We start from the raw sequence: 26,365 nt of genomic DNA, 5'->3' as shown, positions 1-26,365 counted from the left end.
AGTATAAAATTATTAAAATTAAGTAATTATAACTAAATTAAAACTCTATCCTGGTTTAATTTCAGATAATTTGTAAAAATGATTTTAAATTACTAGAATCAGATTTTTTATTTGATACAGCTATGAATAACTCTTTACGCAGCCTGAAAGCTTATTTACAGCATTTGCGAAAATCTAGTAAAAATCTTTTGCATGGCTACTCTTTTTACTACGCGAGCAAACAAAGTCATTTAGATATTTCTTCCTATAAATATGAATGGAGTAGCTTTACCACTCCTATTAAAAAACGTTCCGGTTTACCGAATGTAAATGAAAATCGTCTCTATAATATGCAGCTAGCGGCTAATAAGATAGATGGGTTAATTTTGCAGCCACAGCAAATATTTGGGTTTTGGAATCGCGTTCCTCGTCCTATAATTAAAAATGGTTTTCGTTCTGGTCCAATGTTAGTTAGAGGTAAACTAACTAATGATGTTGGTGGTGGTTTATGTCAGATTTCCACTACTTTATTTAATGCTTTACTTTGGGCAAACTTTGAAGTAATAGAACGCTCCAACCACAGCATTGACGCTCACGGCGAAAAACGCTTTTTTACATTAGGACAAGATGCGACTGTAGCTTATGGCTATAAAGATTTGATTGTCAGAAATATGAATCAAATATCTTTATTGTTGAGATTGCAAGTGTTTCCAGAAAAAGCTGAAGTTACAGCAAGTATTTGGGGAACTGAAGAAATACCATTTGATGTCAAAGTTGAATCAAACGTTGTACAAGAATTAACATTACCTGATGGGGGAATGTCAGGTTGGGAAGTGGAAACTAAGCGGTTTGTCGGAAATGAAGAGAAAATGAATTATCAAGCTGTCGATATTTATAAACCTCATGTGCCAGCGGTTGCAGGTTAACATTTATACAATCTTAATTACCAAATAAATACAGCATCTTTTACACAACAAAAGTACACCTGAGTGGACTAATGATTCTTAGTTGTAAAGACAGGTTGCGTTTGTTAACTGATTTAATTTCCCTATCCAACTATTCTTCTTCAGCTTCTGAAGCTTCCGTGAATTGTTCTAAAACGACATTTATTAAATATTCTATTACCGTAGAAGAAACATAATATTCTTCACTTTCCTCGTTCATATGAACTGGTAAATTCTCAATGACAATATGTTTACCTTTAAATTCAATATTGTACCGGACATTTGTTTCTACTAAAGTTTCTTGGTTCTCGTTCATATTTATTTACCCTGACTAAACATGTAAAATCGTAGTTATATTTCTCTTGCTATAAAATAATTATCCCATGCAAACCCTCTTAATCCAACCACCTACTTTACATGATTTCCTTACACAAGTACTCAAAACTCATTCCTTATCATCAGAAGCACAAACAGCATTAATTACTCATTTAGTAGAAGCGAATTTATGGGGAATAGATTCTCACGGATTGCAGCAAATTATCGGTTATGACAAAAGTTTAAAAAGCGGAAGAATTAACCCCAAGCCGCAAATAAACATAATTGATGAGCGTCCAAGTTTGATTCGCATCGATGCAGATGCAGCACCGGGACAATATGCTGCTAAAGTTGCAATGGAAATAGCGATCGCCGCAGCCGGTAAAACTGGGATAGCGGTTGTCGGTGTTACCAACAGTAATCACTTCGGAGTGGCTGGATATTATACGCGCATGGCTGCCGAAGCGGGAATGGTTGGATTTGCTACTACAGATACCAACGTTGTCGATTTAGCTCCCTTTGGTGGAAGCGTTGCCAAATTAGGTAATAATTCAATTTCTTGGGGAATTCCTACGGGTACAAATTGTCCGGTAATTATCGATATGGCAACGGGTGCGGTAAGCGGTGGAAAGGTAAAACATTTTGCTTATCAAGGTTTAGAAATTCCTTTAGGATGGGGGTTGACAGCAGAGGGCAAACCTACCTTAAATCCTAAAGAAGTTGCTGTTAATATACCAGCTTCTTATAAGGGTTCCGGTTTAGCATTTATATCAGATTTATTATGCGGGCCATTATTGGGAACTGCAACAGCAATGTTTAAAAATAAAGCAATTCACGATGCTGAGAATGGTACCGGACATTTATTTTGGGTATTAGATATAGCTGCTTGGACTGATAGAAATAAATTTGAGCAAGAAGCACAAAAAGCCGTAATTTCTATCAAAGAAACTCCACGGTTGGAAGTAGAAGAACCGATTTATTATCCCGGTGAATTAGAAATAATTACCCGCGAAGAAAGATTGCAAAATGGTATCCCCGTACCTATAGCTTTAATTGAAACCCTCGCATCACATTTTGGAAGTAATATCGTTTCTGAATACCTAATGTAGAGACGTAGCATTCCTACATCTTCGCACGTCGAAACAATCGGAATAATGCTATGCCTGTAATTAAACTAGATAATATAGTGGTTGTCAAAACTCCAATACCATAACCAATCGTGAAAGCAGCATTGAAATTCCAGCTATATCGGAACAAAAAATAAATCATCAAACCGACAGCTATACCGATAAATACGCTGATAATAAGACCTATTAAAGAAACTAAAAACCACCAGATAGTTTTTTCAATTTGTCGCCGTATTGTCAACCACTTAGCGATAGATGTTGTTGCAATTACTCCTATCACCGAACCTATTAACTGTCCGTTGAAACCTAATAATAATCTGCCGATAAAAGTTCCTAAAAATAAACCTGTAAGAAAAGCAAACAAGATTTCTATTAAAGACCAAAAATCAAATTTAATTCGCTGCCTCAGAACTAAATAGTGCATAATTTCTACAGGAACCCAAGTAACAACCGCTGCTAACATAGCGTAGCGAGAACCAATGTAAGGGCCAAAAATTGAAATTACTGCTCCTCTAAAAATGGTACGTGCAAACAAACCAAAGCCAATACCAACAACATTTGATAATATCCATTGATAGAAAAAACCAACATTAACCGTTGATTTGGAAATTGATGGAGTATCAGCTTCTGTTGTTTGTGGTGGACTTGCAACCGTTGAATTTACAGCTTGATTGAAATTGCCAGGTGTCGCAGTTTGTAAAGTTTGTAAGGTTGGTAAAGATGAAATCGGCTTTATCTGCGATAATCGCTGTAAAATTTCTTCAGTATTTCTCGGACGTTGAGAAGGCGATCGCTGCATCATCCAATCGAGAAAGTCTGCAAACTGCGACGAAATATTTGACACTGCATCGCGCCACAATAATTCATCCGTTTGAGGATTATAAAATTGATTGGGGTCTTTTGCGGTAAGTAAATAAACGAACGTGCGTCCTAAAGCGAAAAAATCCGATTGCTGCATCGCTTGACCGTTCATTTGCTCCGGTGGGGTGTATCCAGCCGAAATTATTCCCGTCACCTTCCCTTGAGCCTGTGCTTGCCAGTAAGTATCTGTAACTACTCGTGCCGTACCAAAATCAATCAGTGCTAAACCACCTTCAGCCCTTAACATAACGTTAGGTGGTTTGATATCGCGATGAAAAAAGTTTTGATTGTGAACTTGTTGCAGAATAATCGTCAGTTCTTGCAACCACTGCATCGCCATTCTTTCATCAATCGGACGATATTCTCGCTGTTTTATGTATTCATACAAATCCATCCCCTCGATTTTTTCCATTACCAAACAGTGCAAAGGCTCCTGACTGTTGCGGGGATGATAAATAAAATATCCATCGTCTTCAACTTGGGGAATTCCGTGATGATTTAATTGACATAAAACTTCTGCTTCCCGTTGAAATAATTCGATTGCTTTGGGAAAATTATTATGGAGAATTTTCAGAACTTTTGATGTAGCGTTGCGTTCTTTGATTTCATAAGTCTTACCAAAACCCCCACCTCCCAAATACTTAACAACCTTGTAACGTCCTTGCAGCAATAATTCCGAACCGCATCCCAAACAAAAAAGGATATTGTCAGAATTATCATTGGGTTTTGGGCAATTAGGATTTATACAAAAACTCATTATTTTGGGGATTGGGCATGGGGCATAGTGAGAAAAGGAGCAGGAATAGTTAAAACTTTAACCTTTGACCTTTAACCTTTAACCTTTTATGGAATAATTTCTACTAATGTACCTACTTGTACTACTTTATATAATTCATCAACATCTTGATTTTTTAACGACGGACAACCCCAAGTCCAATTGTTTCGATTATCTACCATTTCATCACTTCCTGATGGTACTCCGTGAATACCTACTTCACCACCAATCGAATCAATCCAAGAAATTTTACCTTCTGTTTTAGCTTGAAAATGCTTCCTCCAAGATGCAGCATTGGGATAATCCAACCAGATAAATTTACTCCATGAAGGATGAGGATATAAATCTCGAATGCGATGAATACCTTCCGGAGTGCGTCTATCACCTTCTTTAAACTTATCTCCTTCCGGGCTGCTACCGAAAACTACAGGATAAGATTTTATCGGTTTTTGATTATAGTAAAGCGTCATTCTATGCTTTGATTTTTCAATTAAAATCGAAGTTTTGCTTTTATCAATATTTTCCCCAATTAACTCCTCAACTGATTGACTGTAATTGAGCAAATCATTTCCAGAAATCGCAGAATGAATAGTTTGCGGTGATTCACAACCATTAAGACATAAAACTTCCGCAACATCCGTAAGAGGGAAAATAAATCCCAAGCGAGCTAGTAGAAAATATAGTGCAGATGTGCTAAATATTAAAAGCAAAATTATTTTAATTTGATTTTTATATTTTAAATTCATTGAGCTTTTAGTAAAAATAGTTACATTTTATTTTTTGTGAATTAACTTTAACACTCTCAGTGAAAGAACCTCACCCCTTCCCCTCTGCTTATTAAGGCTACGGTGTACACACATATCGTGAGAATCCCCCTAAATCCCCCTTAAAAAGGGGGGACTTGAACTCCGGTTCCCCCCTTATTAAGGGGGGCTAGGGGGGATCTAAACGCTGTGAAACAAATTTAAAAGACTTATGTCTACACGGTAGTCTTGTCAAGGAGAGGGGTTTCATGCCCAATTCCCAATCCCCAAATTTTATGACTAACGAAATGCGTCGCGAATTCAGCAACCGCGAAGAATTGATAGCTTACCTTAAACAAGAATTTCCCGAAGCAACCAAGCGAGACGAACATATCAGCGAAACTGTAGGTGGACGTAAAGCTGCTGAAAAAGCATTACAAAAAGTAGACCCGAAAAGATACGCAAAAACACGTAATTTTTTAACAGGAGAAGTTACTAGACTTTCCGCTTATCTCCGCTACGGTGTTCTTAGTTTGAAAGAAGTAAAAGAATTTGCTTTAAATAAAGTTAGCAATGATGACGATGCAGCAAAACTAGTTAACGAATTAGGTTGGCGCGATTACTGGCAAAGATTATATGTAAAATACGGCGATGGAATTTGGGAAGATAGAGAGGAATATAAAACGGGTTATAGCCTAGCTGAATATGCACCAGAATTACCCGAAGAAATAAGAGAAGGTACAACGGGATTAGTTTGTATTGATAACTTTGCTCAAGAATTGCGCGAAACTGGTTACTTACATAATCACATCCGCATGTGGATGGCAGCTTATATCGTGCATTGGCGAAAAATTCGCTGGCAAGCAGGAGCAAAATGGTTTTTAGAGCATTTATTAGACGGCGATCCAGCTTCTAATAATATGTCATGGCAATGGGTAGCGAGTACTTTTAGCCATAAACCTTATTTCTTCAATCGTCAAAATTTAGAACGCTATACCGACGGAGTTTATTGCAAGCGATGTCCTTTATATGGGAATTGTGATTTTGAAGGTAGTTACGAACAATTAGAAGAGAAATTGTTTCCTAAAAAAGAGTTTAGTAATAAGCCCAATAGTCAAAGTTTTCAGAAAGGGAAGAGGAGGGGGAAAAGGTGAAAGGTTAAAGGTAATATGATGTAGGTTGGGTTAGGCGCACGAAGATGTGATTTTTTTACGATTAATTTAAATTGCGCCGTAACCCAACATTACGCTTACGGTGCTTCTGAAAATTCTGTATTTGAATAATAATAATATTTATCCACAATGCTGATGTTGGGTTACTCTAATTAATTAATATAGATTATCGTTACAAATCAAATTTGGGAGCATCCCAATTTTGCAAAAAGCCCGCAGGCTATAAGCCTGGGGCTAATACTACGAAGCCCCTTCGGGTTCGCTAGTTTGGGGGACGGAAACCGACACCCCCAACTAGACTCACCACCTGCGTGGGCTTGAAAACTCTCATAATCCACGCAGGTGGGCTTTGTTTTTGTAGCCGCACCCATAAGCGGGTGTCGGATAAAGTATTTATTCAAAATTGGGATGCTCCCTCAAATTTGTTTTTTGTGTCTAACCGAATCTACAAACTCAAAAGCACATAATATAGTCGTCTTTAGACGACTTTTGCTATTAGACGGGGGTTTGCAACCTCCGGTGGTGTTGAAAATAGTGCGAGATTATGACCTAATGGAAATTGGAGGTTTGTTGATGAAGCTTAATTTTCAAACTATGACAATGGGAGAACTAAAAAAATACGTTTTAGAGCATCGAGATGATAAAGTAGCATTTCAAGCATTGATGGAACGAATTGAGGCTCAACCTCAAGAGCAAGTTTATGGAGAGGTAGATTCCGAAGAGTTTTCTGCAATACTTGAACAACATCGCCGTTTTCAGAAAGATAAACTTTAGGATTGCATAAATAGAAAAAATAAGTAAATTTATTAAATATCCTCTAAATGACAGTAAAAAATCATGCAGTTGAATGGCGAACAGCGTGAGCTTTTCCATAAATCACTTTTAAGCGCATTTCCTTACATTTCAAACCTGAGACAGATGGTTGACTTCAAGTTAGATAAAAATCTGAATGCGATCGCGATGGGAGAAAATCATTCGGATATCGTATTTAAGTTAATTAAATGGGCTGAAGCTGAAGGGAAAGTAGAAAAATTGCTGACTGCTGCGCGTGAATCGAATTCTGGAAATTTAGAGTAGCGAAGTTTTGAAGAAGAGATGCAAGGTAAATTTGATAAACATCCCACATCAGAGATAAATGTTTACTCATCAAAAGTCAAGTATGTATATCATTGTAAATTTAGGGCAGAGTGTGAACATGATGTAAATGAATTAATTAAAACACTTAGCCCACATATTAAACAAATAACCAAAATCAAGGACAATGATTTTCCGGATATGTATGTGGAGATGTCTGTTTACCTCTCACTTGAAGAAATTCAAGCCAAAATAAAAGATATTGAAGATGGTCATGTAATGCTAGAAACTGTTGAACTAAAAAATGACTATACTGGCGAAAGAAAATACTTTGATCCAACCACAATTAATTGTGAAGTACCAAAAGATGACCTCTCCCGATCTCATCCATCAAATATTTAAGCACCTTTGCCCTGTTCCATCGCTGCTTTTTCTTGCTTAATTTTCCGCAAACGAACAATACCCGGAGGTGGATTTAAAGCTTGTGCTTTACGTTGTTGATGTCCCCACTCCAACCAATCAGCGATATATTTACTGACAGTTTCTTTGTTTTGCAAGTAATAAAGAATCGTTGCATATACTTGTTCCAAACTCAAAGAGGTGTAAGTTTGAGCAATTTCTTCTGGAGTTCGAGAACGGTAAATATATTCATAAAGAATAGTTTCAATCCCTATCCGCGAACCTTTGAGACGAATGTCATCAGGTGCGAGAAAGTTGAAGTAATCTTCTAGTTGCATATCTTAAATTTCCTTCTTTTTACCTTAAATTTTATGCAATCTGCTGTATTTATGAACAAGACTTAGGCAATTGTCACAATATAGTCGTTGGTGGCGTACCCTCATTGCCTTATTATTACCTTCAATTGGGAGGTTTATGGTGCGTGACGGTAATTTCAAATGATTTTGTGATAAGTGATAAATTATCGTAACCGTCACAGCACCCTACAAAAGATGAAAATCCCAAAATATAGACTTCCAACTCATCGAGGTACTTTGCCACTAAAAGATTTTCTCTAACCAATGGGGATAACTCAACGACAACTTGCAGATGCACTTCACGTACCCTATCAGCTTATAAATGAGCTTGAAATCAAAAGCAAGGTATTACATCCAGCACAGCAATCAGGTTATCAAAATTATTTGGTAATAGCTCTAATTTTTGGTTAAACCTCCAACAAAATTGGGATTTATATCACGTTTTCAAGGAAGAAGAAGAGGAACTAAAAACTATTTCACAATTCAATTATTAGCCCATGCAGATGGGCTTTGTTTGTATAGCCCCAGACTTATAGTCTGAGGGTACTTGAACAAAAATCATAATGAGGAACTAAAAACTATTTCACAATTCAATTATTAGCCCATGCAGATGGGCTTTGTTTGTATAGCCCCAGACTTATAGCCTGAGGGTACTATTGCAATTTTTCCTTAATTACTTCTTCCTTTGCTCTAAAACCTACCAATACAGCATTACCATCTTTGACAAATAACGGACGCTTGAGCAACATAGCATCTTGAGAAAAAGCTTCTATCCATTGCTCATCACTCCAAGTGTTTCTCTCCTCACCCAAGGCTCGATAAGATTGTCCTGAAGTATTTCGCATCGGTTTTGAACCCAAATTCTGCACCCAGCTTGCAATTATTTCCTTATTAGGTGGATTTTCTTTGGTATTAACAAATTCATACTCTATGTTGTTATTTTCCAGCCATGTAAAAGCTTTTTTGCAAGTACCGCAGTTAGGAATACCGTAAACTTGGATTGACATTACTACCTGTAGGGGGATTGAGAAATAAACAGCTATGAAGGTAAGCTGAATTTATATAATTTATTTTCTCCTAATTTGTGACATGAGCCAACAAGAAGATAAAAATACTATCAAAATAGATCCCGGAACTATTGTGTTTATTATATTCGCCTTAATCGCACTTCCGTTACTGATTACAGGTTTTGTTGGTTAGTAGAAAATTATAAAAAATATTTATTAATTTGATTTCAATTAGCTTTGCTGTAAGCTTTGAGCAAAATTATGGTGTTCATCTGTCTGTAATCCTTGCTGTAAAACTGTTAGAACCTTAGCCAAATTACCTTCTCGTAAAGCATCGACAGCTAACCATAAACCAGGAAAAACTTCGCTGCGGATAATACCTGATTTATCAGCTTCTAAAGGAATGTAGCGACCTTCATTTAAAATAAACCAGTCCAAACGATTTTCATACATTTGCCAAATAATATATTCCTTAACCCCATTACGACGGTAAGCATTGAGTTTATCATTTAGGTCGTAAGAAGCACTACTAGCTGCAATTTCTGCAATTAATTCTGGCGAACCTTCGATATAATCATCTTCACTGATGCGAGAATTACCACCTACTTCCGGCTCTATTCTCAATAAAGCATCTGGTTGCGGTTCGTTATCAGAATCTAAACGTACAGTAGCATTATCTTGTATATCTACTCCTGGACTTGCTGCGCTATATGTTCCCAACCAAGTCATAATTTTCGCATGAGGTCTACCATGCTTTGTCGCACGTACAGGTGAAGCCACGTACACAACTCCTTCGATTAATTCTGCTTTCTTAATCTGTATCATGGCTTGGTAGCGACGTTCAAACTCATATCTTGTGAGGCGATCGCCATTTTCAAGAGGTGGTACGTTAGCAATAGTGGATGTAGCTGTCATAATCAATTATCTGGTTTATCTCTATCCTAATATTGACTTTTAACTTATTCACAATCTAAAATCCAAAATCTGTCTTGGAAAGTTTTGAAGGAAGAGAATCTACACCTCAAACTTTCCGCAAAATCTAAAATTAATTTTATTTATGCCTAACCAAATTATCTGGGTACACGGCGACTGTCTAAGTCCCAAAAACCCCGCGCTTGATGAATATCCGAATACTCCTGCTATCTGGGTTTGGGATGATGCTTTACTTGCAGAATGGCAAATCAGTCTTAAACGCATCACCTTTATTTACGAATGTTTATTAGAGTTACCCGTGGTAATTCGTAGGGGAGATGTCGCCAAGGAAGTTTTATCTTTTGCGAAAGAACATAATGCAAATACAGTTGTCACCGCAGATAGCCCAAGTCCGCGTTTTGATAAAATTTGCGACGAAATTGAAAGTTCAAAAAAATTAGAAATATTTGAAGTAGATCCATTCTTTGAATACGATGGTTTTATCGACCTAAAAAGGTTTTCTCGTTATTGGAAAGTCGCTCAAAAATATGTGTTTGAACAGTGAGCAGCGAGCAGTGAACAGTGAACAGTGAACAATTATTACCAATTACCTACTACTTATTATATTTAATTACAACTGTCTAAAGTAGGATTCAATAAGGGGATACATTGATTAACTTATTTTGTTAACCTTGGTAGACAAAACTTTAATTAAAACTTGTTTGCTGGGGAATAGATAGTGATTCAATCTTTACCAACTGGTATTGCTTTATTTATCATCGCTGCAATTGTTATTGGCTTGGTTGGTACCAAGATGTGTCAGGTTGCAGATCGACTAGCTGACGCTACGGGTTGGGGAGAAGCTGTTGTTGGTGCTGTTTTCTTGGGTGGTAGCACTTCTTTGGCAGGGATTGTAACTTCTGTCACTGCTGCTTTTGGAGGTCATGCGGAATTAGCTGTTAGCAATGCAGTTGGAGGTATCGCCGCACAAACTGCATTTTTAGCAGTCGCAGATATGTTTTATCGTAAAGCAAATCTAGAACATGCTGCTGCTTCAATTGCTAATTTGATACAGGGAACTTTGTTGATGTCTTTGTTGACTATTCCCTTACTTGCGACTTCTAGTTCACAAATTAGTTTTGCAGGAATTCATCCAGCAACTATTGCTATTATCGGGGCTTATATATTTGGTTTGCGTTTGGTTTCTCAAGCAGAAAAAAAACCGATGTGGAAACCTAGATTTACGGAAAAAACTCAATTAGATGAGCCATCGGAAAAAAATGCGAATTTCAATTTGACAAAACTTTGGCTGGAGTTTTTAGCTTATGCCGTAATTTTAGCTTTGGCTGGCTATTTAATTGCTCAAACAGGTGTTTTTATAGCAGTTCAAACAGGATTATCAGAATCTTTAATTGGTGGTTTATTTACAGCAATATCAACGTCTTTACCGGAACTGGTAGTTACTGTAGCTGCTGTACGACAAGGAGCATTAACATTAGCTGTAGGCGGTATTATTGGCGGTAACTGCTTCGATTTACTATTATTAGCATTTTCTGATATTGCTTTTCGTAGTGGTTCAATTTATGCAGTTATTTCTAATAATCAAATTTTCGTTATTTCCTTAACAATTTTGATGACGGGTATTTTATTGTTAGGACTTCTTCAACGCGAGAAATACGGTTTTGCAAATATTGGCTTTGAAAGTGTTTTAATTCTAATTCTCTATCTCGGTGGAATTGGAATATTAATTTCACCAATTTAGCAGTTTCCAATTATCTTCTAATCACTGGAAACTGCTAAGAGGGAACTATTAATTAACTCAAATCTTGAATTAATTTAATCACTCTTTCTTTTACTTGTTCGCGAATGCGTCTATATGTCTCGATTTCTCCTCCTTCTGGGTCATCTAATTGCCAATCTTCAAACACTTCTCTTGTTACCCATTCGGGTGGTAAATTAACACCGCAACCGCATAAAGATATTACAGCATCGTAATCTTCGGGATTAAATTCACTCAAAGCTTTTGATTGCTGATTGCTGATATCCATCCCAATTTCAGACATAATTTCTACAGTTTTGGGGTCTACAAAACTAGCTTCTAAACCCGAACTGGTAACGGCAATTTTTCCTTCTCCTAATTTACGAGCAAATGCTTCTGCCATTTGCGAACGGCGAGAATTCTTCTTACAGACAAACATGACTTTTTTCATTGATATTTACCTGGTTGATTATGAGTATTTAAGAATAAAATGACATATTGCAAGGCAAAAGGAAAAGGAAAAAACTACAATTCATAAATGTGTACAAACTTTCGTAAATTTTGTTGTTGTAGAATATTTTAATCAGAGTTTTTATCTTATTCCTGGCTTGGCTAAATCACTACAAACTTAAAGCTGTAACAATGCTGGCAAGCTAAACTAATTTTTTCTAATATTATTTGAAAACAATATTTTCATGAATATTTTAAATAAATACTCAAGAGAGTTTACTTTTAATTTTTATAAACTGAACTATTAAACTAAAAACTAATTATTAGCTTCTGCTGTTTCTTTCTGCTTTCTTTCGCTATAACGGTCGGTTAGATAATCAACCTTATCGCGTAATAGTAAAGTAAATTTATAAAGTTCTTCCATCACATCAACTACGCGATCGCGATAAGGTGAATCCTTCATAGTTCCATCTTCATGAAATTCTTGGTAGGCTTTAGCAACAGAAGATTGATTGGGAATTGTAAACATTCGCATCCAGCGCCCTAAAAGCCTCATAGAATTAACGGCATTAAACGACTGGGAACCACCGCTTACCTGCATTACCGCCAAAGTTCTTCCCTGAGTTGGTCTAATCGATCCTATATTCAAAGGAATCCAGTCTATTTGATTTTTCAAAATACCGGTTATATTACCGTGCATTTCTGGGGATGACCAAACTTGACCTTCTGACCATAAACTTAATTCTCTCAATTCCTCGACTTTAGGATGTGTTTCGGCAACGCTGCCCCGAATCGGCAATTCACGCGGGTCAAAAAACTTGACTTCTGCCCCGAATCCTTCAATAATCCGCGCTGCTTCTTCTGCTAACAAACGACTATAAGAACGCTCTCGCAATGAGCCGTACAAAAACAGTATTTTCGGTTTGTGGTCAAATTCTGTCATATATATCCCAATTATCACCCTGAGATTATAGCGGATCGATTACTTGAAATCGCGGAAACCATAAGAAAGATGTCGATAAACAATCACCGCTAACTGCGCTCCCATAATGGGTGCTATCCAGTATAGCCAGTGATGTTGCCAAACCCATGCAACCAAAGCAGGTCCAAAAGAGCGTGCTGGATTCATACTTGCACCAGTAATCGGCCCCATAACAGCGGCTTCTATAGCTACTGTTAAACCAATTGCTAATCCTGCAAAACCCACCGGTGCGCGTCTATCAAGCCCGGAACCAAAAATCACAAACATTAAAATGAAAGTGAGTAGCAGTTCTAGAATGAAAGATTGCAACCAATCACCATTTAAGGGTAAAGTTGCCCCCAAATTGGCTTCCTTCCCTAAACTCATAAAAAGCAAGGTTGAAGCCAATACCGCGCCAACTATCTGTGCCAAAATATATGGAATCACCAAACGTTTAGAGAAAAAACCACTAGTCCAAAATGCCAGCGTTACTGCCGGGTTTAAGTGAGCGCCGCTAATATGTCCCAAACTATAAATCATTGCCGCCACAACGGCACCAAACACAAAGCTTACACCTAAATGCGTCACAACACCATCGGTAATATCATTTACCATGACTGCGCCGGTACCAGCAAATACTAAGCTAAAGGTTCCAATTCCTTCTGCAAGAGTTTCTCTTCTAAAAAGCCTGCCTAATAAATCTAGGCGCGAATATTGCTTGACATTGGATTCCATACCTTTTAATGGCACCTTAGCACCTTAATTTTTAACACTCTTCAGGTACTTAGGTTATATCAAAAAAAGTTGATATGTCAAGATTTAAAGCATCATATGACTCTTTAAATCTTGACATATTAGCGAATCATTAGTAAAAACTATGGGGAGTCTTTACAAGATGCAGCAGGCATTATGGTATTTAATTGACTGTATTCTTTTAAGTGATGCAGCAATGCCTCAAATTGGGGCTGATTTAAGCTGTAGTAAATCCAACGCCCTTCTTGCCGAGCGCAAACCAAATTAGCTTCTTTGAGGGTTTTTAGATGAAAAGACAGTTTAGATTGACTGACATCTAAAGTATCGCACAAATCGCAAACACAGATTTCACGATTTTTCAGCAACTGTAATACTTTAATCCGTAGAGGTTCTGATAAAGCATGAAAGCCTGAAGTAATAATATTTGGAACCATGATAGAGGTGGCTTTTGCCGGTTTAAAAGAAAAATTAGAATTAGCTATATTCATTTTGAACTAAAAATTACAGGTTTGACGTGATAGCGAATACCTGCTTGCTTAAATCTATTTAAAGCTTCGTCAAGACGTTGGGTATCTGCAATTAAACTTATACGAACATAATTTTCACCCCCAGCACCAAAAGCGTTACCTGGAGTAACTACTACACCTGTTTGCTGTAATAACTGTAAAGCAAAATCGGTGGAATTCATACCTAGAGGAGAAGGAATCCATAAATACATTGTTGCCTTAGTTTTAGAAAGATTCCAGCCCAAATCCGTCAAACCTTCAATCAAGAAATCGCGGCGCTCAGAGTAACGTTGTTGAACTTGCTGCAAATAACTATCGGGTAATTGCAAAGCTGTTTGTGCTGCCACTTGTAGTGCAGAAAATATGCCATAGTCCAAGTTAGTTTTCAGCGTTCGTAAACCTTGAATTACGTGACGATTTCCTACCACAAAGCCCACGCGCCAACCAGCCATATTGTAAGTTTTAGACATGGTATGAAATTCCACGCCAATATTTTTAGCACCGGGAATTTCTAATAAACTTGTAGGCTGATAGCCATCAAATGCTAATTCTGCATAACACAAATCGTGTACCAGCAAAATCTCATATTTTTGAGCAAAAGCAACTATTTCTTCAAAAAATTCGCGGGGTGCAGTTGCAGCAGTAGGATTATTAGGATAATTAAAATAAAGTATTTTAGCTTTTTCAGCTACACTATCGGGTATTGAAGTTAAATCAATCAACCAATCATTTTCTGGTTTCAAAATTAAGCTGTGGATCTCACCACCAGCAATTAAAGGACCTCGAAAATGAACGGGATAAGACGGGGAGGGTACCAAAACTAAATCCCCTGGGTTTACATAAGCTAATGCTAAATGTCCCAATCCTTCCTTGGAACCTAATAACGGTAAAGCTTCACTATCAGGGTCTAAACTAACTCCATAACGACGATGATACCAAGTAGTAATCGCATTGCGGAAATTAGCAGTCCCTTCAAAAGGTGGATAACCATGATTGTCGGGATTCTTTAAAGCCTCTACGGCTGCATCAATCACAGCCTGCGGAGTTGCACCATCAGGGTTCCCCATACCCAAATCAATTAAATCTAAACCTTGCTCTCGCGCTTTTGTCTTTAATTCATCCAACCGAGCAAATGGATAAGCGGGTAGTTTTTGTATTCTTCGGGCTGGGATTATCCAGTCTAAACTCATTTTCAGATTCAACTATTGATATTATGTCCGGTTGAACGCTTATCATAAAAACCTCTCTCCGTCTTATGTCCTTGGGTGCGCCGTAATAACGCACATCTCTCTCAGAATTTTGGGAGAGGGGGAAGGGGTGAAAACTTTCTATTTAAGCGGACTTGATATGAAATGTTAGATTACCAATAAATCAGCACTATAAGCAATACGACTGTGACATAAATCAATTAATACGACAGTTCTTTGTTACTGAAAATATAATTTTTTTTTGCTTTGCTGAATCTGGGTCAAAATCACAATGTATTAAATGTAGAGACGTGTTAAGCTATTGCGTCTTTAATTGTTTTTAATTTGTATACAAGACGCAGGTAGGACGCTCGCACTACAATAATTTTAATTTTTCGGCGTTGTACAATCTAGCAACACATCAAATTAGCCAAGCATAACGAAGCTCATAATTTCACGTCTCTACAAAAATGGAAGATATCCAAAAACCAATTTTATAAGTCAAATTAGCAACGTAAATTTTTTAGATTTTCTTGTGGCTTTTCGAGCTAGAAAACTTTTTGGTTTGATTGCTTTGGGAATTTAAACTATTTGAAATTCCACTTGCTTCTGCTGGTGCTGTTGTAGAAACCATTGCTGCCATTAATTGTTCTAGAGCAACTTTAAAGGGTAATCTGTGAATATCTGAGTTCGGTTGTAAAGCGAATTCCGCTGCTTTTTGCAACTGCTTAAGAGTTATATTTCCCAAACCCAAATCATCGAGCTTTTTAGGCAATCCAATTTCCTCATAAAATTTAAGCAACTGTTGTCTTGCAGCCGTAGCTAACTGGTTTCCCTGTAGCATTTCCTCTAAACGCAGCTGCACTAATATACCGTAAGCAACTTTTTCTCCATGAATGCTACCGCGTCCGCAAACATGAGTTAAACCATTGTGTACTGCATGAGCGGCAACAGTACGACATTGCGCCCCACCGACTCCGCCAATCACACCAGCTAGTAACACCGTCGCATCAACAACTTCTCGCCAAGCCTCACTTCCAGGAGATTGCAGAGCCGCAACCGACTTTTGCAATAAAATATCGCGCAATACTCTTGCTTGTTGAACTGCTGCAATGATTAAAGTTTGTTCCGAATGTCCGCTACTTACTGATGCCTCGTACCATTTCGCGATCGCATCACCAATTCCGGCAACTAAAGTGCTTTGGGGTGCGGTTTGAATCAAATCGTAGTCTAGTATCAGTAAATCGGGGCAGTTGTCCAAAGCTACATCATATAAAAACGCTCCTTCATCAGAATAAACGTTAGAAAGAGCAGTCCAAGCAGCACAAGTCGCCGCAGAAGTAGGAATTGTAACTACTGGTATTTCTAGCTGATAAGCTAATAATTTTGCCGTATCTAAGGCTTTTCCACCACCAATACCTATAATTACATCAGATGCGTGAGTTTGCGCTTGATTTCGTAAAATCTCCAAGCTACTTTCACTGCAATCGGGGCTGTAGGAACCTTGAATAAAATCTAACTCTTGAGATTCGAGCGACTTGATGTAATTTTGAGCAACCTCAGAAGTGCTACTGCCGCCAACAATCAAGGGACGACTTCCCAAGCGAGAAATAGACAAAATAGCTTGTTCGCTGATGCGCGAACCACGAATTACTTTTGCTGGAGCTACTGCAAGAGTTAACACAGGATTAGATGTTTGAGATATCAAAGTTTTTTTAGATTGATTCAACATACATATATCTTAATAAATTAACATTTACCGATACTTCGGCTCAAATTTTTGTCGATAACGGATAATAGCTGTATTTATAGAAACATATATAAAAATAATTTACGCAATTATGTTTTGAACTGCATTTTACGTCGTTCAAAATCTATCTTAAGCACTATTGTCAGCGAATAAACACTTAGAAATTAAATTGATCGGCGTTAATCAGTTAACATGGAGATAGTAAATTTACAAGTATTGGTAGCTACAGGTTCCACTCGGTGTAAATATTTTTAAACATTTAGAGTAATTTCGCTGAATTTGAACGATATAAATAACAAGACCAATAAAGCTCTTTAATTATTGGGGAAATAATATGAACCTATTCGATAATAAATCTCAGCAACCAGCAAAAGATAGAAAGGTTAAAAGATTCGGCGTTGCTAAACACAGGAATAAGTTGAGATGATATGAGTTTCTCTACAAGCTTGTGGTTTCCTTGACGATTCCGCTATTAATACAGCGATGATGCTGCGCTAAGATGCATCAATTCAGTCACGCTAAATTCCGATCAAAAGTTTTTTCTACATAATAAGACATGATTAACGATAACTTACGAGAGCAAGTTAATAAAAACGAACCTCCAGCGATGCCAGAGTTAAGAAAAGGCAGCAAAGGAGAAGTGGTAATGAAAGCACAGCGAATTCTCAAAACAACTTCTGATTACATCGGATATGTAGACGGTGATTTCGGTTGGATTATGGAAGCAGCAGTGCAAAGCTTTCAACGTCGCAGTAAAGTACGAGTAACTGGAATTATTGATAATGATACTTGGAATGCTTTAAACCAAATTCGTCGTTAAAATAATTCGCGTTCAAAACAAAGCTAAAGCCTTACTTGTTATGCATTCAAGAATATCCTTGCCGATAAGAATTGGCAGCAGGGAATAAGCAATAGCTTTGTATTTTTTTGCCTTTAACTCTTATAAGTTGATAACTTCGCTAACTTATCTTCATAAATATCAATTTCCATTCCACTATCATCGCGACTTGAAAGAGAACGCTTAATTTCTCCTAAGTAAAGCGGTTCAGAAATTCCTGGTTCTGGATGTAATATGGTGCGAGCGCGGATAGTTAGCTGATTATCTTGGGGTGTGCCCAATCTACCATAGGAAAATAAATCGCTGGCAGCTTGCTTCAAGGTTGCATCCAATTCAGAAGAAGTAATTTGAGGTGGAGTCGCAATCACAGCTTTTGACGAGCCATTGTCAAAAACTAATTTATAGCGAATTGCTCCCGGAATCACAGTTCTAGTTAAAGGGGTGAGGGATAGAGGAAATAAACCACCCGTTACCACCAACATAAATCCTGTAGCACCTGCTAAACGAAACCGGATACCCCATTTAAAGATGAAGCCCACTACTGTAATCAAAGCAAATATCAATGTGGCAATACCCGACCACTGAGTGTAGCGTGCAAAATCATCTGTTGAGAACATAACGCTTGACTGCCTAATAGTTCATTTTTTGATCGATAGATTTATTTTACCGGGCAACCTGCCTTCTGATGAAGTTACGATTAAAAACAGTTATGGCTCAGTCGAGAGCAGCAAAAATCAAACCATTGCCAGTTGTTTTTCAATCGCATTACAGGCAACACCAACACCATCTTCCGCTTTAATTATCCGTCCAATTTCATTTGCTTTAGCTGCATAGTTAGTATTGTCTAATAAAAGACGTAATTCTTTCACTACTCGTTTTGTACAATATTGTTTGCGTGGAATTGTGCGAGAAGTTCCTAACCTTTCGACTCGTGCAGCATTGTCTGGTTGGTCGTGACTGTAGGGCATTATAAGTGTTGGACAACCGGCTCGTAAGGCTTGAGCGGTTGTACCAATACCACCTTGATGGGCGATCGCACAAGCACGCGGAAAAATTTGAGAATACGGTGCATAGTTTACGGCAATAATATCTTCTGACAGGTTTTTTGGAACGGGATTTTTACCAATTAGTAAAACAGCACGGCGATTTAACTTTTTGACTGCTTCAATGCTTTCCTGATAAAAATTACCAGCATCCATTACAGCAGCCGAGCCAAGCGTGAAAACAATCGGCGGCTCACCAGCATCTAGAAACTGCTTGAGTTCTGAAGTTAATTCTGCTCCGCCTTGGCTTCCATCGTAAAACGTAAAACCTGTGACTACCGTATTTGTTGCCCAATCCGGTTGAGGTTGACCGATGACTGAAGAAAACAGCGCAACTACAAGGTATGGTGAATACTTTTTATTATCAATAAACGGATTGTAATCAATGGGAGATAAACCAAGTTCTTTACGAATTTGTCGAATAGGTTCAGCCCAAGAATTGCTAACTAGCTTTGCAAAATTGGCAATAGCCTTATTAACGATAGATCCTAATTTATAAAGTTTCGCTAAGCTAGGAAATGCTGCTAAAACTGGTGGATCGTACACTGAGAAAAACCCCATCGGAACCATTGCACTTGAAGCCCATTGCATTCCTAGTTTTTCTGCTACAAGAGGAGTTGCAAGTACCCCTTCTCCTGAAAAAATAAAATCTGCATCTTTGGCAACATTGAGCAAATCCGTATACATATCCCGTAAACTAGGATTTGCCCATTCACGCACCATATATTCTTGACCAGTTTTTAAATCCATCATCCGCGCCATTTCTTGCGGGTCATTCATCGCGGTAAAATCGGGACGTAGTTGATGAAATTCAAATCCTAAAGCTTCTATTTTTGATTGATAAACTTGATGAGTAACGAATACAACATCATGACCGCGTTGCCGTAATTCCAAAGCAATGGCAATCATGGGATGAAGGTCGCCAAGTGTTCCCAATGTCGTAACAACAATTCGACTCACTGTCTTGTCTGTAAATAAAAAATACCTGCTTAGTTTAACTAATACAGGTATATGATTCATACTTTTATTGCGTCAAGGTTATGGTGCGTTAGATGATGTCAATAAATTGTCATATTAATAGATGAATTGTCGTGCATCTAACACACCCTACAATACAAGATTTGATTTTTTGTATATATAGGAGATAAAAGTATGTTTATTGCATGAACTTATTAATCTCAAAAAGGTACAGAGTTAACAGCCTAGTTATGCATCATCTGAATATTGTAACAACATCGTAAATCTTGTAATTAATAGCTACGGCGGCAATATATGGATAAATTCTTGCTGTCACCCGAAGTTGATACTGATACAATCTTATCTTTTTTACAAGTTTCTACAGAATTACCTTTTCTGATTCTAATATCTTCTGCAAGTTTACAGCTTTCAAACTGTGACTTTTGTGCGAACTCTATCACATTTTTCGCTTTGCAAGCAAAAGTAAAGCTACCAACTCGATTGTTACTTATTTTGACTCTGGTGTCTCTAGATAATATGCAAGAAGCTAAAGAACCATTTCTATGACGCACAATAGTACCTCGCTCGCAGGAAACTGCTGAAAGTGCAGGTTGCGAAAAAAATAAATTTATAGTCGATACTCCCAAAAAAGAAGCAACCGTAAATAATTTGCAGTTGAAAAATTTCATTCTCTAAAATTCTTTTTCTAAGACTTACAGAAGATAATTAATTTTATAAAAAAATACTTCAAAAACAGATAAGAAAAAACACCCCTGCTCGGGGTGTTTACATCTTCCCAACAATCAGCAACAGTGACAAATGTGGGACAAACCACATTCACAGTCACAGGCGTGTATTGTTATATTATTAACTTTTTTAGCTATCAACATCAGAATTTGCACTTAGAAGCATAGGTTTAAATTGGTCGAACTATCTGTTCTCTTGCTTGAATTGTGTTTGACTTAGTAGATAATTGTCTTAAGCAAAATAGTTAATTGAATGAATTTGTTGTTTTTTATTTTGTGCTTGGTAACTGTATGCGATTCCACAAATGGAAGCCAATGTTAACCAAAAAGGAATTTAGGACTAAAATTCAAGATAATTGACGCAGTTGCGCTGTAGTTTGAGTTAAAGCGCTAAAAGCAGCAAAAAATAAAAAGAAAGGTTGTTTTCAATACACGAAACAAAGTGAATGTATAAAATCGTAATAGGACGGGAAATTCCGTCCTAATAAAACAATTTATGACTTATTGATTTCCTCGTTGAATATATGTACGAACATTGCGAAGGGCTTGTGCTGCATAGGGGTCATTTGGTCGTGCGTTTAAAGCTCTACGGAAATTAATTAAAGCGGTTTGATAATCCTGATTATCGGTTGCGGAATAACCAATCCGCATATAGCGGTCATAAGCAGATTTCGCAGTGTCTTTGCTCTCTGGCTTATTGCCATCCAAAATATCTAACATGTTGTAGTAGGCAATAGTAGCGTTACGGTCCTTTGGACGTAAATACAAAGCATTTCTGAAGCGAATTAAAGCAGTAGCATAATCTTCTCTCTGAGATGCTGCGTAACCAAGTCTCATTTGGAAATCATAATTACTTTCCCCTCTAGCAGGTCTTGCAGCTACCGGTAACGCATTCGGAGTCTGGGCTGCTACCTTATGGATAGGTGCAACTAAAGTCAATCCCAATATTGCTGGTAAAGCCTTTGTCAAAACAGATATATTCATTAAAATTCTCCTTGAATTCTTCTTAAGTAATTATTATTAATATGAATTGCTTTCTTGTTAATAATATGACTTGTAGTACACTTAAGATACATCTGTCATCAGTTTGAATTAAAAGTATTAAAAAATATGATTAATTTTTTTTTGAAATACTTCTCTCGATTGATAAATAATATTTTTACTTACTAGATTTGCACCTATTTATAAAGCTCATATTAAGTACATATGTAATTATCTTTAGTAGAATAAATTTATGATAAAGATTTCAAAATCAGCATCTGGTTTACTAGGCTTGTCTGTTGGAGACGCTTTAGGCGTACCTGTAGAATTCACAAGTCGAACTGAAAGAATCAAGTCTCCCGTAATATCAATGTTGGGTTATGGAACCTGGGATGTACCTGCGGGGACTTGGTCTGATGATAGTTCTTTAACCTTTTGTTTGGCGGAATGTCTTTGTGAAGGATTTTCGCTTCATGATATTGCTAACTCTTTTTACCGGTGGTATCACGAAGGTTATTGGACTGCTAGCGGAGAAGTTTTTGATATTGGCAATACGACGTTTTTAGCAATTGCTGATTTTCAGCGAGGTGTTCCGCCTTTAAAAGCTGGAGGTAAAAGCGAAAATAGTAACGGTAATGGTTCTTTGATGAGAATTTTACCTATGGCTTACTGTTATAAAACATTAGCTTTTCCAGAATTAATTTCTCGTACACACCAAGTTTCTTGCATTACTCACGCCCATCTTAGATCGCAAATGGCTTGTGGAATTTACGTAAGCATTGCAATGTATTTATTGGAAGGGGATAAACCACAACAAGCTTATGAACAAGGATTAAGAAAAATACAAACAATTTATTCGTCGTCGGAATACACCGGTGAAATTTCCCATTTTGATAGAGTTTTTAGCGGGGATATTGCTAATTTATTTGTAGACGAAATTCAATCTGGCGGCTACGTAATACATACCCTGGAAGCATCTTTGTGGTGTTTATTAAATAGTTCTTCCTACTCAGAAGCAGTATTAAAGGCAGTGAATTTGGGTGGGGATACGGACACAACCGCAACTGTCACAGGGGGTTTGGCGGGAATTTATTATGGTGTTGATAACATCCCAGAGGAATGGATTGAACAAATTGCTCGCAAACAAGACATTATGAAATTAGCCGAGCGTTTTGATATAGCGGTTTTTGGTTGCTCCCCTCCCGCGCCCTAAAATTAATTATAAAAGTTCCTTTTTCTGTAACCACCCGATCTTACTCCCATCACGCTCTAAGATTACCTATAAGAATTTCTCCCTCACTCACTCCTTCTTTCACTCTCTCTCTCAATAATTTAGGTAATTTTGCACCGGGAAGGGAGTGTGCAAGAGGTAATCATAAAGCTGGGAATTAACTCATTTCTATTGGTGCGTTACGGATAGCTAGCAACACACCGTACTATTTATTGCTAACTGACTTGCTGTGCAATCCACTGCAAGTAAGGTTGATGACCTTTAAGAATGGGAATGGCAATAATTTCGGGTACTTCGTAGGAGTGAAGCTCGAGTATTTTTGCTTCTAAAGTCGGAAATCTGCTTAAATCGGTTTTAATAAAGAGTTGCCATTCTTGGTCGTTATGGACTTTTCCTTGCCAAGTGTAAATTGAACTGATGGGGCTGAAGCTAACACATGCAGCTAGATTAGCCTCCACTAACACATTAGCAATTTGTTCTGCTTCTTTTTGAGAACCAGTTGTCACTAATACGATACCGTAATCGGTAAAGCTATCCATAAAATTAGAAAAAAGTAGATGGACACCAGTAAAAATAATCTGTCGTCGATAGCGATAAATGCGGAATTAGTTACTAATTACTAACTAATAATTACTAGCTAATAACTACTAATTACTTATTACTAGCTACTAACTACTAACTACTAACTAATGACAGTTAATCAAACGGAAGATAATGAATATACTTGTCCATCAATCAACAATCGAGTAATACCTTTGGCTTGTAGTTGATAACGAGCTTTGTGTAGCACTTTGCTATCGGGTACTTTGATGACGCGATCGCGTTTTGAGGAAAAGCGTTTTGCGACTCGATGATTATCGAAAACGGGCAAAGTTGTTTCTTGGGTTTCTAGGTTAGGAATTTCTCCTAAGTCGCCAAATTCCCTGAGCGGACGAGTGATGAGTTCAGCGGCTCTATCGATGACTATATAGCAGGTTCTAGGTAAAGGAGCAGCCGATAAAGGTAGAACTTGAACTAAAGGTTCGTTACTTCTTCTTCTAGGAACAAAACGTGTAGGCGGCTCGAAGTCGTCTTCGTCGTCTTCGTCTTCGTTATCATCATAATCATCGTCTTCGAGTAAATCGTCTAAATCTTCCAAATCATCGGAATCATCATCGATTTCCTCGCCAAACATTTCCGCTATGACTCTGGCTTCTGTACGGTCATTATCTAATATGGGACTGGGGATACTTCTGAGTTGAGGAGGATCGGGAATAGTTTTAACTTCCTTGCGCTTTTCTTCAAGCAATTCCAATTGTTCGGCAACTGGAAAAGGCTTTTGAGAAGGTGTTGAAGTTGGTGCAGAAGAACGCCGTTTTACTCTTCTAGGTGCTTCGGTTTGCTTAGTAACCTTTCTGAGTATGGGTTGCTTTGTGACAACAACTTCTTTTTCTTCGTCCTCTTCTTCTTCCTCCTCCTGTTGTTTCTCTACGGATATTTCTTGAGGTTCGGGTTCGGGCTCGAATGTTAATTCCTCCTTCTCTTCGCTTTCTGCGTTAGTTTCTTCAAAAGAAGGAATATTCTCGTAGCTGACTTGTGCCCTACCTTCAGGGGTTCTAGCTGCACGCTTGAGAGAAACCAAATATTCATACTCGTCTTCTGGCAAAGTACTTTTGAGTAAGCGGCTGATAGTAGAATTACTCACACCGTAACGCTCTGCCAAAGTAGAAGTAGTTTCGGCACTTTCTCGATACAACTTGAGAATTTCTTTTTTGTCAGATTCTGTTAGTTTTCTCACGATAAATGTAGACCCCCAACTTTGTTGTTTTTAAGTTCGCTTGCGTCCGCGTTCTCTTCGCGAACGTTTTGATGAAGCTTCATACTCTAAGGCTGCGCCCATACCGAATAAAACTCCACTCAATACCCAACCTACTTCTAATATGCCTCCACTTTGATAATTGGCGACTCTATTTTCAGCCCATTTAGCCCATATATCTGCAATGTAGAGCGAAAACGTCGCAACTGCAATCATTTGCCAAGGCAAAGAAGCCCGTCCGCCCCAGAAAGCTAGTAGCAGACTCGTAGCAATAATTAATAGTAATACGTCGCTGACTACGTAAAGCCAATTTAAAATTGTGCTGGCTTGTTGTTTCCATGCAGGAACTGCTTCTGCTGCGACTGCCGGGGCAGTGGGATCTTGTTGGCTAATCAGCCATGCCAAAGCGCTACCAAAAGCAGCGATCGCTAATACAATTATCCACTGCCATGCCTCCAAATTGATTCGTCTTGAAGCTACCGCTAAAATCATGCCGATGCCAACGAACAGATAAGTCACTACAAAAAATATATCGGCAACAGAAGGAGATGGGTCTTGTTTCAAGATGATTTCTATATATCCAAAAATTATTCCTCCCAAACAATAAGACAGCATACCTATACCGAATAGCAGCCAAACGTTTCTTCCGCTGACAATTTGGCGACTGCGCCAATTTCTTAAACACAAAACTCCCGCACCCAAGTAGGCTAGACCTTCAAAAATATTTGTCCCAGTAATGTACCAACTAGCACGTTCTAATTTACCATCTGCACCTGGAACCTCAGCACTAAAAAGTAAAAAATAAAGTAGAGCCAAAACACCCCAAGCAATACTAGCAAGCATGATGTTTTGAGTTGTGAACCATGATTTTGAATCGGAGGACTTCCCGTAAATATTACTCATTGGTAATTTACCGTATTTATGCATAATCGTTCATTTTTGGCTTATAGATTGTGTACGTAAGATAAACTCCCATTAAGCCGGAGTGTATTCAACCTTACAAACCTACACAATCTTAACTGCATAAAAATCCTTATGTGCTAATGCCACAGTTTACTCAGTGAAGAATCTTTGAGCCAATTCATAAATATGGTTCTTTCAGCCACAGACATATCTTGCAAAGTATCCATTACCTGATGGGCAAAATCGGAACTACCAAAATAAGCTTTACCCAATCTGTGTAAATCCTCCAAGAATACAATTACATAATCTTCTTGCCAGAAGGGAATTTCAATCGGTTCCAAAGGATTTATACTCAATAAATAGTCAATCGCATTTGGTGAAGAAGCAGCGGGGAACTGCCACTGGCTCAATATCTTAGAAATTTCTTTTTTAAATGAACTCGCTTGCTTTGCACCAAGAAATTCTTCAATATCCATATACACTGCTTGCAGTAATAAAATACTGGCAACTGTCAAAACTTTATTATTACCTTGAGTGCTTGCTTCGCTGTCAAATTGATCTAAACGAATTTTTCCCCAAACACTAAAGCGTTGTTCTTCTTCCAACAATACGCAGGCTTTGCCCCTGTTATCCGTTAATTCTCGCCACAAAGCTCTAGCTTTCTCTTCCTCGCTAGCTTTAAATAAGCTAATCAACCGAAAAGTTTGTCCTTGATAATTCAGAACGGGAACCTGTTGGTCGCGCTTAGGGTGTACGATACTTGATATTTCAACGTCTTGCCTTTTTAAAATAAACATGAAATTTTAGATAACTCCTCACCGAGGCAACTTTTAATATATGG

At 37.8% G+C, this 26,365-nt stretch carries 31 protein-coding genes; 11 read left to right on the top strand and 20 right to left on the bottom strand.

Going from position 1 to position 26,365, the window contains the following annotated elements; genetic code table 11:
- The first annotated feature begins 122 nt into the window (after window positions 1–122).
- Window positions 123–905: a VanW family protein gene (locus RIV7116_RS32220; protein ID WP_015122539.1), complete on the top strand. Its 783-nt coding sequence runs from the start codon at window positions 123–125 to the stop codon at window positions 903–905.
- A 130-nt stretch (window positions 906–1,035) separates the two neighbouring features.
- On the opposite strand, the gene RIV7116_RS32215 is transcribed toward RIV7116_RS32220, so the two are convergent.
- Window positions 1,036–1,239, bottom strand: coding sequence for a hypothetical protein (locus RIV7116_RS32215; RefSeq protein WP_015122538.1), 204 nt, complete (start codon window positions 1,237–1,239; stop codon window positions 1,036–1,038).
- Window positions 1,240–1,306: 67 nt separating this feature from the next.
- Here RIV7116_RS32215 and RIV7116_RS32210 point away from each other — a divergent pair, with 67 nt between their 5' ends.
- A complete protein-coding gene (locus RIV7116_RS32210; protein ID WP_015122537.1) occupies window positions 1,307–2,347 on the top strand; it encodes an Ldh family oxidoreductase in 1,041 nt (346 codons plus the stop codon).
- A gap of 13 nt (window positions 2,348–2,360) precedes the next feature.
- Here the strand turns inward: RIV7116_RS32210 and RIV7116_RS34375 are convergent, their stop codons facing one another.
- Window positions 2,361–3,983 carry a protein kinase gene (locus tag RIV7116_RS34375; protein WP_015122536.1) on the bottom strand — a complete coding sequence of 541 codons (1,623 nt, stop codon included), beginning with the start codon at window positions 3,981–3,983 and terminating at the stop codon, window positions 2,361–2,363.
- Window positions 3,984–4,069: 86 nt separating this feature from the next.
- A complete protein-coding gene (locus RIV7116_RS32200) occupies window positions 4,070–4,747 on the bottom strand; it encodes a murein L,D-transpeptidase family protein (RefSeq protein WP_015122535.1) in 678 nt (225 codons plus the stop codon).
- 293 nt (window positions 4,748–5,040) lie between these two features.
- Between RIV7116_RS32200 and RIV7116_RS32195 the strand changes: the two genes are divergently transcribed.
- From RIV7116_RS32195 to RIV7116_RS32180, 4 genes are all read left to right on the top strand, one after another.
- Window positions 5,041–5,898, top strand: a complete 858-nt coding sequence (locus RIV7116_RS32195) for an FAD-binding domain-containing protein (RefSeq protein WP_044292594.1) — start codon at window positions 5,041–5,043, stop codon at window positions 5,896–5,898.
- Window positions 5,899–6,324: 426 nt separating this feature from the next.
- Entirely contained in the window at window positions 6,325–6,690 is a 366-nt protein-coding gene (locus RIV7116_RS36710) for a hypothetical protein (protein ID WP_015122533.1), read from the top strand.
- 63 nt (window positions 6,691–6,753) lie between these two features.
- Window positions 6,754–6,993, top strand: a complete 240-nt coding sequence (locus tag RIV7116_RS32185) for an effector-associated domain EAD1-containing protein (RefSeq protein ID WP_015122532.1) — start codon at window positions 6,754–6,756, stop codon at window positions 6,991–6,993.
- An 18-nt stretch (window positions 6,994–7,011) separates the two neighbouring features.
- Window positions 7,012–7,392, top strand: coding sequence for a hypothetical protein (locus tag RIV7116_RS32180; protein WP_015122531.1), 381 nt, complete (start codon window positions 7,012–7,014; stop codon window positions 7,390–7,392).
- Here RIV7116_RS32180 and RIV7116_RS32175 read toward each other — a convergent pair.
- The gene (locus RIV7116_RS32175; RefSeq protein WP_015122530.1) at window positions 7,389–7,727 is read right to left on the bottom strand and encodes a DUF433 domain-containing protein; all 339 of its coding nucleotides are present in this window, start codon (window positions 7,725–7,727) and stop codon (window positions 7,389–7,391) included. The two genes, RIV7116_RS32180 and RIV7116_RS32175, sit on opposite strands and share 4 nt — an antisense overlap.
- A 671-nt stretch (window positions 7,728–8,398) precedes the next feature.
- Window positions 8,399–8,752, bottom strand: a complete 354-nt coding sequence (locus RIV7116_RS32165) for a Spx/MgsR family RNA polymerase-binding regulatory protein (RefSeq protein WP_015122529.1) — start codon at window positions 8,750–8,752, stop codon at window positions 8,399–8,401.
- An 82-nt stretch (window positions 8,753–8,834) separates the two neighbouring features.
- Here RIV7116_RS32165 and RIV7116_RS36225 point away from each other — a divergent pair, with 82 nt between their 5' ends.
- On the top strand, window positions 8,835–8,945 hold the full coding sequence (locus RIV7116_RS36225; RefSeq protein ID WP_015122528.1) for a preprotein translocase subunit Sec61beta: 111 nt from the start codon (window positions 8,835–8,837) through the stop codon (window positions 8,943–8,945).
- Between the two features lie 38 nt (window positions 8,946–8,983).
- Here RIV7116_RS36225 and RIV7116_RS32160 read toward each other — a convergent pair whose 3' ends face one another.
- Window positions 8,984–9,667 carry a Uma2 family endonuclease gene (locus RIV7116_RS32160; RefSeq protein ID WP_015122527.1) on the bottom strand — a complete coding sequence of 228 codons (684 nt, stop codon included), beginning with the start codon at window positions 9,665–9,667 and terminating at the stop codon, window positions 8,984–8,986.
- Between the two features lie 142 nt (window positions 9,668–9,809).
- Between RIV7116_RS32160 and RIV7116_RS32155 the strand changes: the two genes are divergently transcribed.
- Window positions 9,810–10,229: a hypothetical protein gene (locus RIV7116_RS32155; RefSeq protein ID WP_015122526.1), complete on the top strand. Its 420-nt coding sequence runs from the start codon at window positions 9,810–9,812 to the stop codon at window positions 10,227–10,229.
- A gap of 174 nt (window positions 10,230–10,403) precedes the next feature.
- A complete protein-coding gene (locus tag RIV7116_RS32150; protein WP_015122525.1) occupies window positions 10,404–11,426 on the top strand; it encodes a sodium:calcium antiporter in 1,023 nt (340 codons plus the stop codon).
- Between the two features lie 52 nt (window positions 11,427–11,478).
- Here the strand turns inward: RIV7116_RS32150 and arsC are convergent, their stop codons facing one another.
- The 6 genes from arsC to RIV7116_RS32120 form a co-directional block, all read right to left on the bottom strand.
- Entirely contained in the window at window positions 11,479–11,874 is a 396-nt protein-coding gene (gene arsC, locus RIV7116_RS32145; protein WP_015122524.1) for an arsenate reductase, glutathione/glutaredoxin type, read from the bottom strand.
- 315 nt (window positions 11,875–12,189) lie between these two features.
- Window positions 12,190–12,816 (bottom strand): arsenical resistance protein ArsH, encoded by a 627-nt coding sequence (arsH, locus tag RIV7116_RS32140; protein ID WP_015122523.1) that lies wholly within the window; start codon window positions 12,814–12,816, stop codon window positions 12,190–12,192.
- A gap of 39 nt (window positions 12,817–12,855) precedes the next feature.
- Entirely contained in the window at window positions 12,856–13,569 is a 714-nt protein-coding gene (locus tag RIV7116_RS32135) for an MIP/aquaporin family protein (RefSeq protein WP_015122522.1), read from the bottom strand.
- 140 nt (window positions 13,570–13,709) lie between these two features.
- On the bottom strand, window positions 13,710–14,075 hold the full coding sequence (locus tag RIV7116_RS32130) for a helix-turn-helix transcriptional regulator (protein ID WP_015122521.1): 366 nt from the start codon (window positions 14,073–14,075) through the stop codon (window positions 13,710–13,712).
- A complete protein-coding gene (locus tag RIV7116_RS32125; protein WP_015122520.1) occupies window positions 14,072–15,283 on the bottom strand; it encodes an aspartate aminotransferase in 1,212 nt (403 codons plus the stop codon). Before RIV7116_RS32125 ends, RIV7116_RS32130 begins: the two co-directional genes overlap by 4 nt.
- Before the next feature lie 520 nt (window positions 15,284–15,803).
- Entirely contained in the window at window positions 15,804–17,012 is a 1,209-nt protein-coding gene (locus RIV7116_RS32120; protein ID WP_015122519.1) for an iron-containing alcohol dehydrogenase family protein, read from the bottom strand.
- A 574-nt stretch (window positions 17,013–17,586) separates the two neighbouring features.
- Between RIV7116_RS32120 and RIV7116_RS32115 the strand changes: the two genes are divergently transcribed.
- Entirely contained in the window at window positions 17,587–17,850 is a 264-nt protein-coding gene (locus RIV7116_RS32115; RefSeq protein WP_015122518.1) for a peptidoglycan-binding protein, read from the top strand.
- 113 nt (window positions 17,851–17,963) lie between these two features.
- Here the strand turns inward: RIV7116_RS32115 and RIV7116_RS32110 are convergent, their stop codons facing one another.
- From RIV7116_RS32110 to RIV7116_RS32095, 4 genes are all read right to left on the bottom strand, one after another.
- Entirely contained in the window at window positions 17,964–18,485 is a 522-nt protein-coding gene (locus tag RIV7116_RS32110; RefSeq protein WP_015122517.1) for a Ycf51 family protein, read from the bottom strand.
- A gap of 117 nt (window positions 18,486–18,602) precedes the next feature.
- Window positions 18,603–19,931: a glycosyltransferase gene (locus RIV7116_RS32105; protein WP_015122516.1), complete on the bottom strand. Its 1,329-nt coding sequence runs from the start codon at window positions 19,929–19,931 to the stop codon at window positions 18,603–18,605.
- A gap of 230 nt (window positions 19,932–20,161) precedes the next feature.
- Window positions 20,162–20,557 (bottom strand): hypothetical protein, encoded by a 396-nt coding sequence (locus RIV7116_RS32100; RefSeq protein WP_044291310.1) that lies wholly within the window; start codon window positions 20,555–20,557, stop codon window positions 20,162–20,164.
- Between the two features lie 558 nt (window positions 20,558–21,115).
- Window positions 21,116–21,598 carry a hypothetical protein gene (locus RIV7116_RS32095; RefSeq protein ID WP_015122514.1) on the bottom strand — a complete coding sequence of 161 codons (483 nt, stop codon included), beginning with the start codon at window positions 21,596–21,598 and terminating at the stop codon, window positions 21,116–21,118.
- Between the two features lie 250 nt (window positions 21,599–21,848).
- Here RIV7116_RS32095 and RIV7116_RS32090 point away from each other — a divergent pair, with 250 nt between their 5' ends.
- Window positions 21,849–22,808, top strand: coding sequence for an ADP-ribosylglycohydrolase family protein (locus RIV7116_RS32090; RefSeq protein WP_015122513.1), 960 nt, complete (start codon window positions 21,849–21,851; stop codon window positions 22,806–22,808).
- 233 nt (window positions 22,809–23,041) lie between these two features.
- Here the strand turns inward: RIV7116_RS32090 and cutA are convergent, their stop codons facing one another.
- The 4 genes from cutA to RIV7116_RS32070 all read right to left on the bottom strand — a co-directional run bounded on the left by cutA (window position 23,042) and on the right by RIV7116_RS32070 (window position 26,321).
- Window positions 23,042–23,365: a divalent-cation tolerance protein CutA gene (gene cutA / locus RIV7116_RS32085; RefSeq protein WP_015122512.1), complete on the bottom strand. Its 324-nt coding sequence runs from the start codon at window positions 23,363–23,365 to the stop codon at window positions 23,042–23,044.
- A 161-nt stretch (window positions 23,366–23,526) separates the two neighbouring features.
- Window positions 23,527–24,603 (bottom strand): hypothetical protein, encoded by a 1,077-nt coding sequence (locus RIV7116_RS32080; RefSeq protein WP_015122511.1) that lies wholly within the window; start codon window positions 24,601–24,603, stop codon window positions 23,527–23,529.
- A gap of 30 nt (window positions 24,604–24,633) precedes the next feature.
- Window positions 24,634–25,524 carry a hypothetical protein gene (locus tag RIV7116_RS32075; RefSeq protein WP_044292590.1) on the bottom strand — a complete coding sequence of 297 codons (891 nt, stop codon included), beginning with the start codon at window positions 25,522–25,524 and terminating at the stop codon, window positions 24,634–24,636.
- 137 nt (window positions 25,525–25,661) lie between these two features.
- Entirely contained in the window at window positions 25,662–26,321 is a 660-nt protein-coding gene (locus tag RIV7116_RS32070) for an Npun_F0813 family protein (protein ID WP_015122509.1), read from the bottom strand.
- Between the last annotated feature and the right edge of the window lie 44 nt (window positions 26,322–26,365).

Source organism: Rivularia sp. PCC 7116, from assembly GCF_000316665.1.
Lineage (GTDB): Bacteria > Cyanobacteriota > Cyanobacteriia > Cyanobacteriales > Nostocaceae > Rivularia.
Note: the sequence above shows the minus strand (reverse complement) of the source record. Positions and strands in the feature narration are given on the sequence as shown.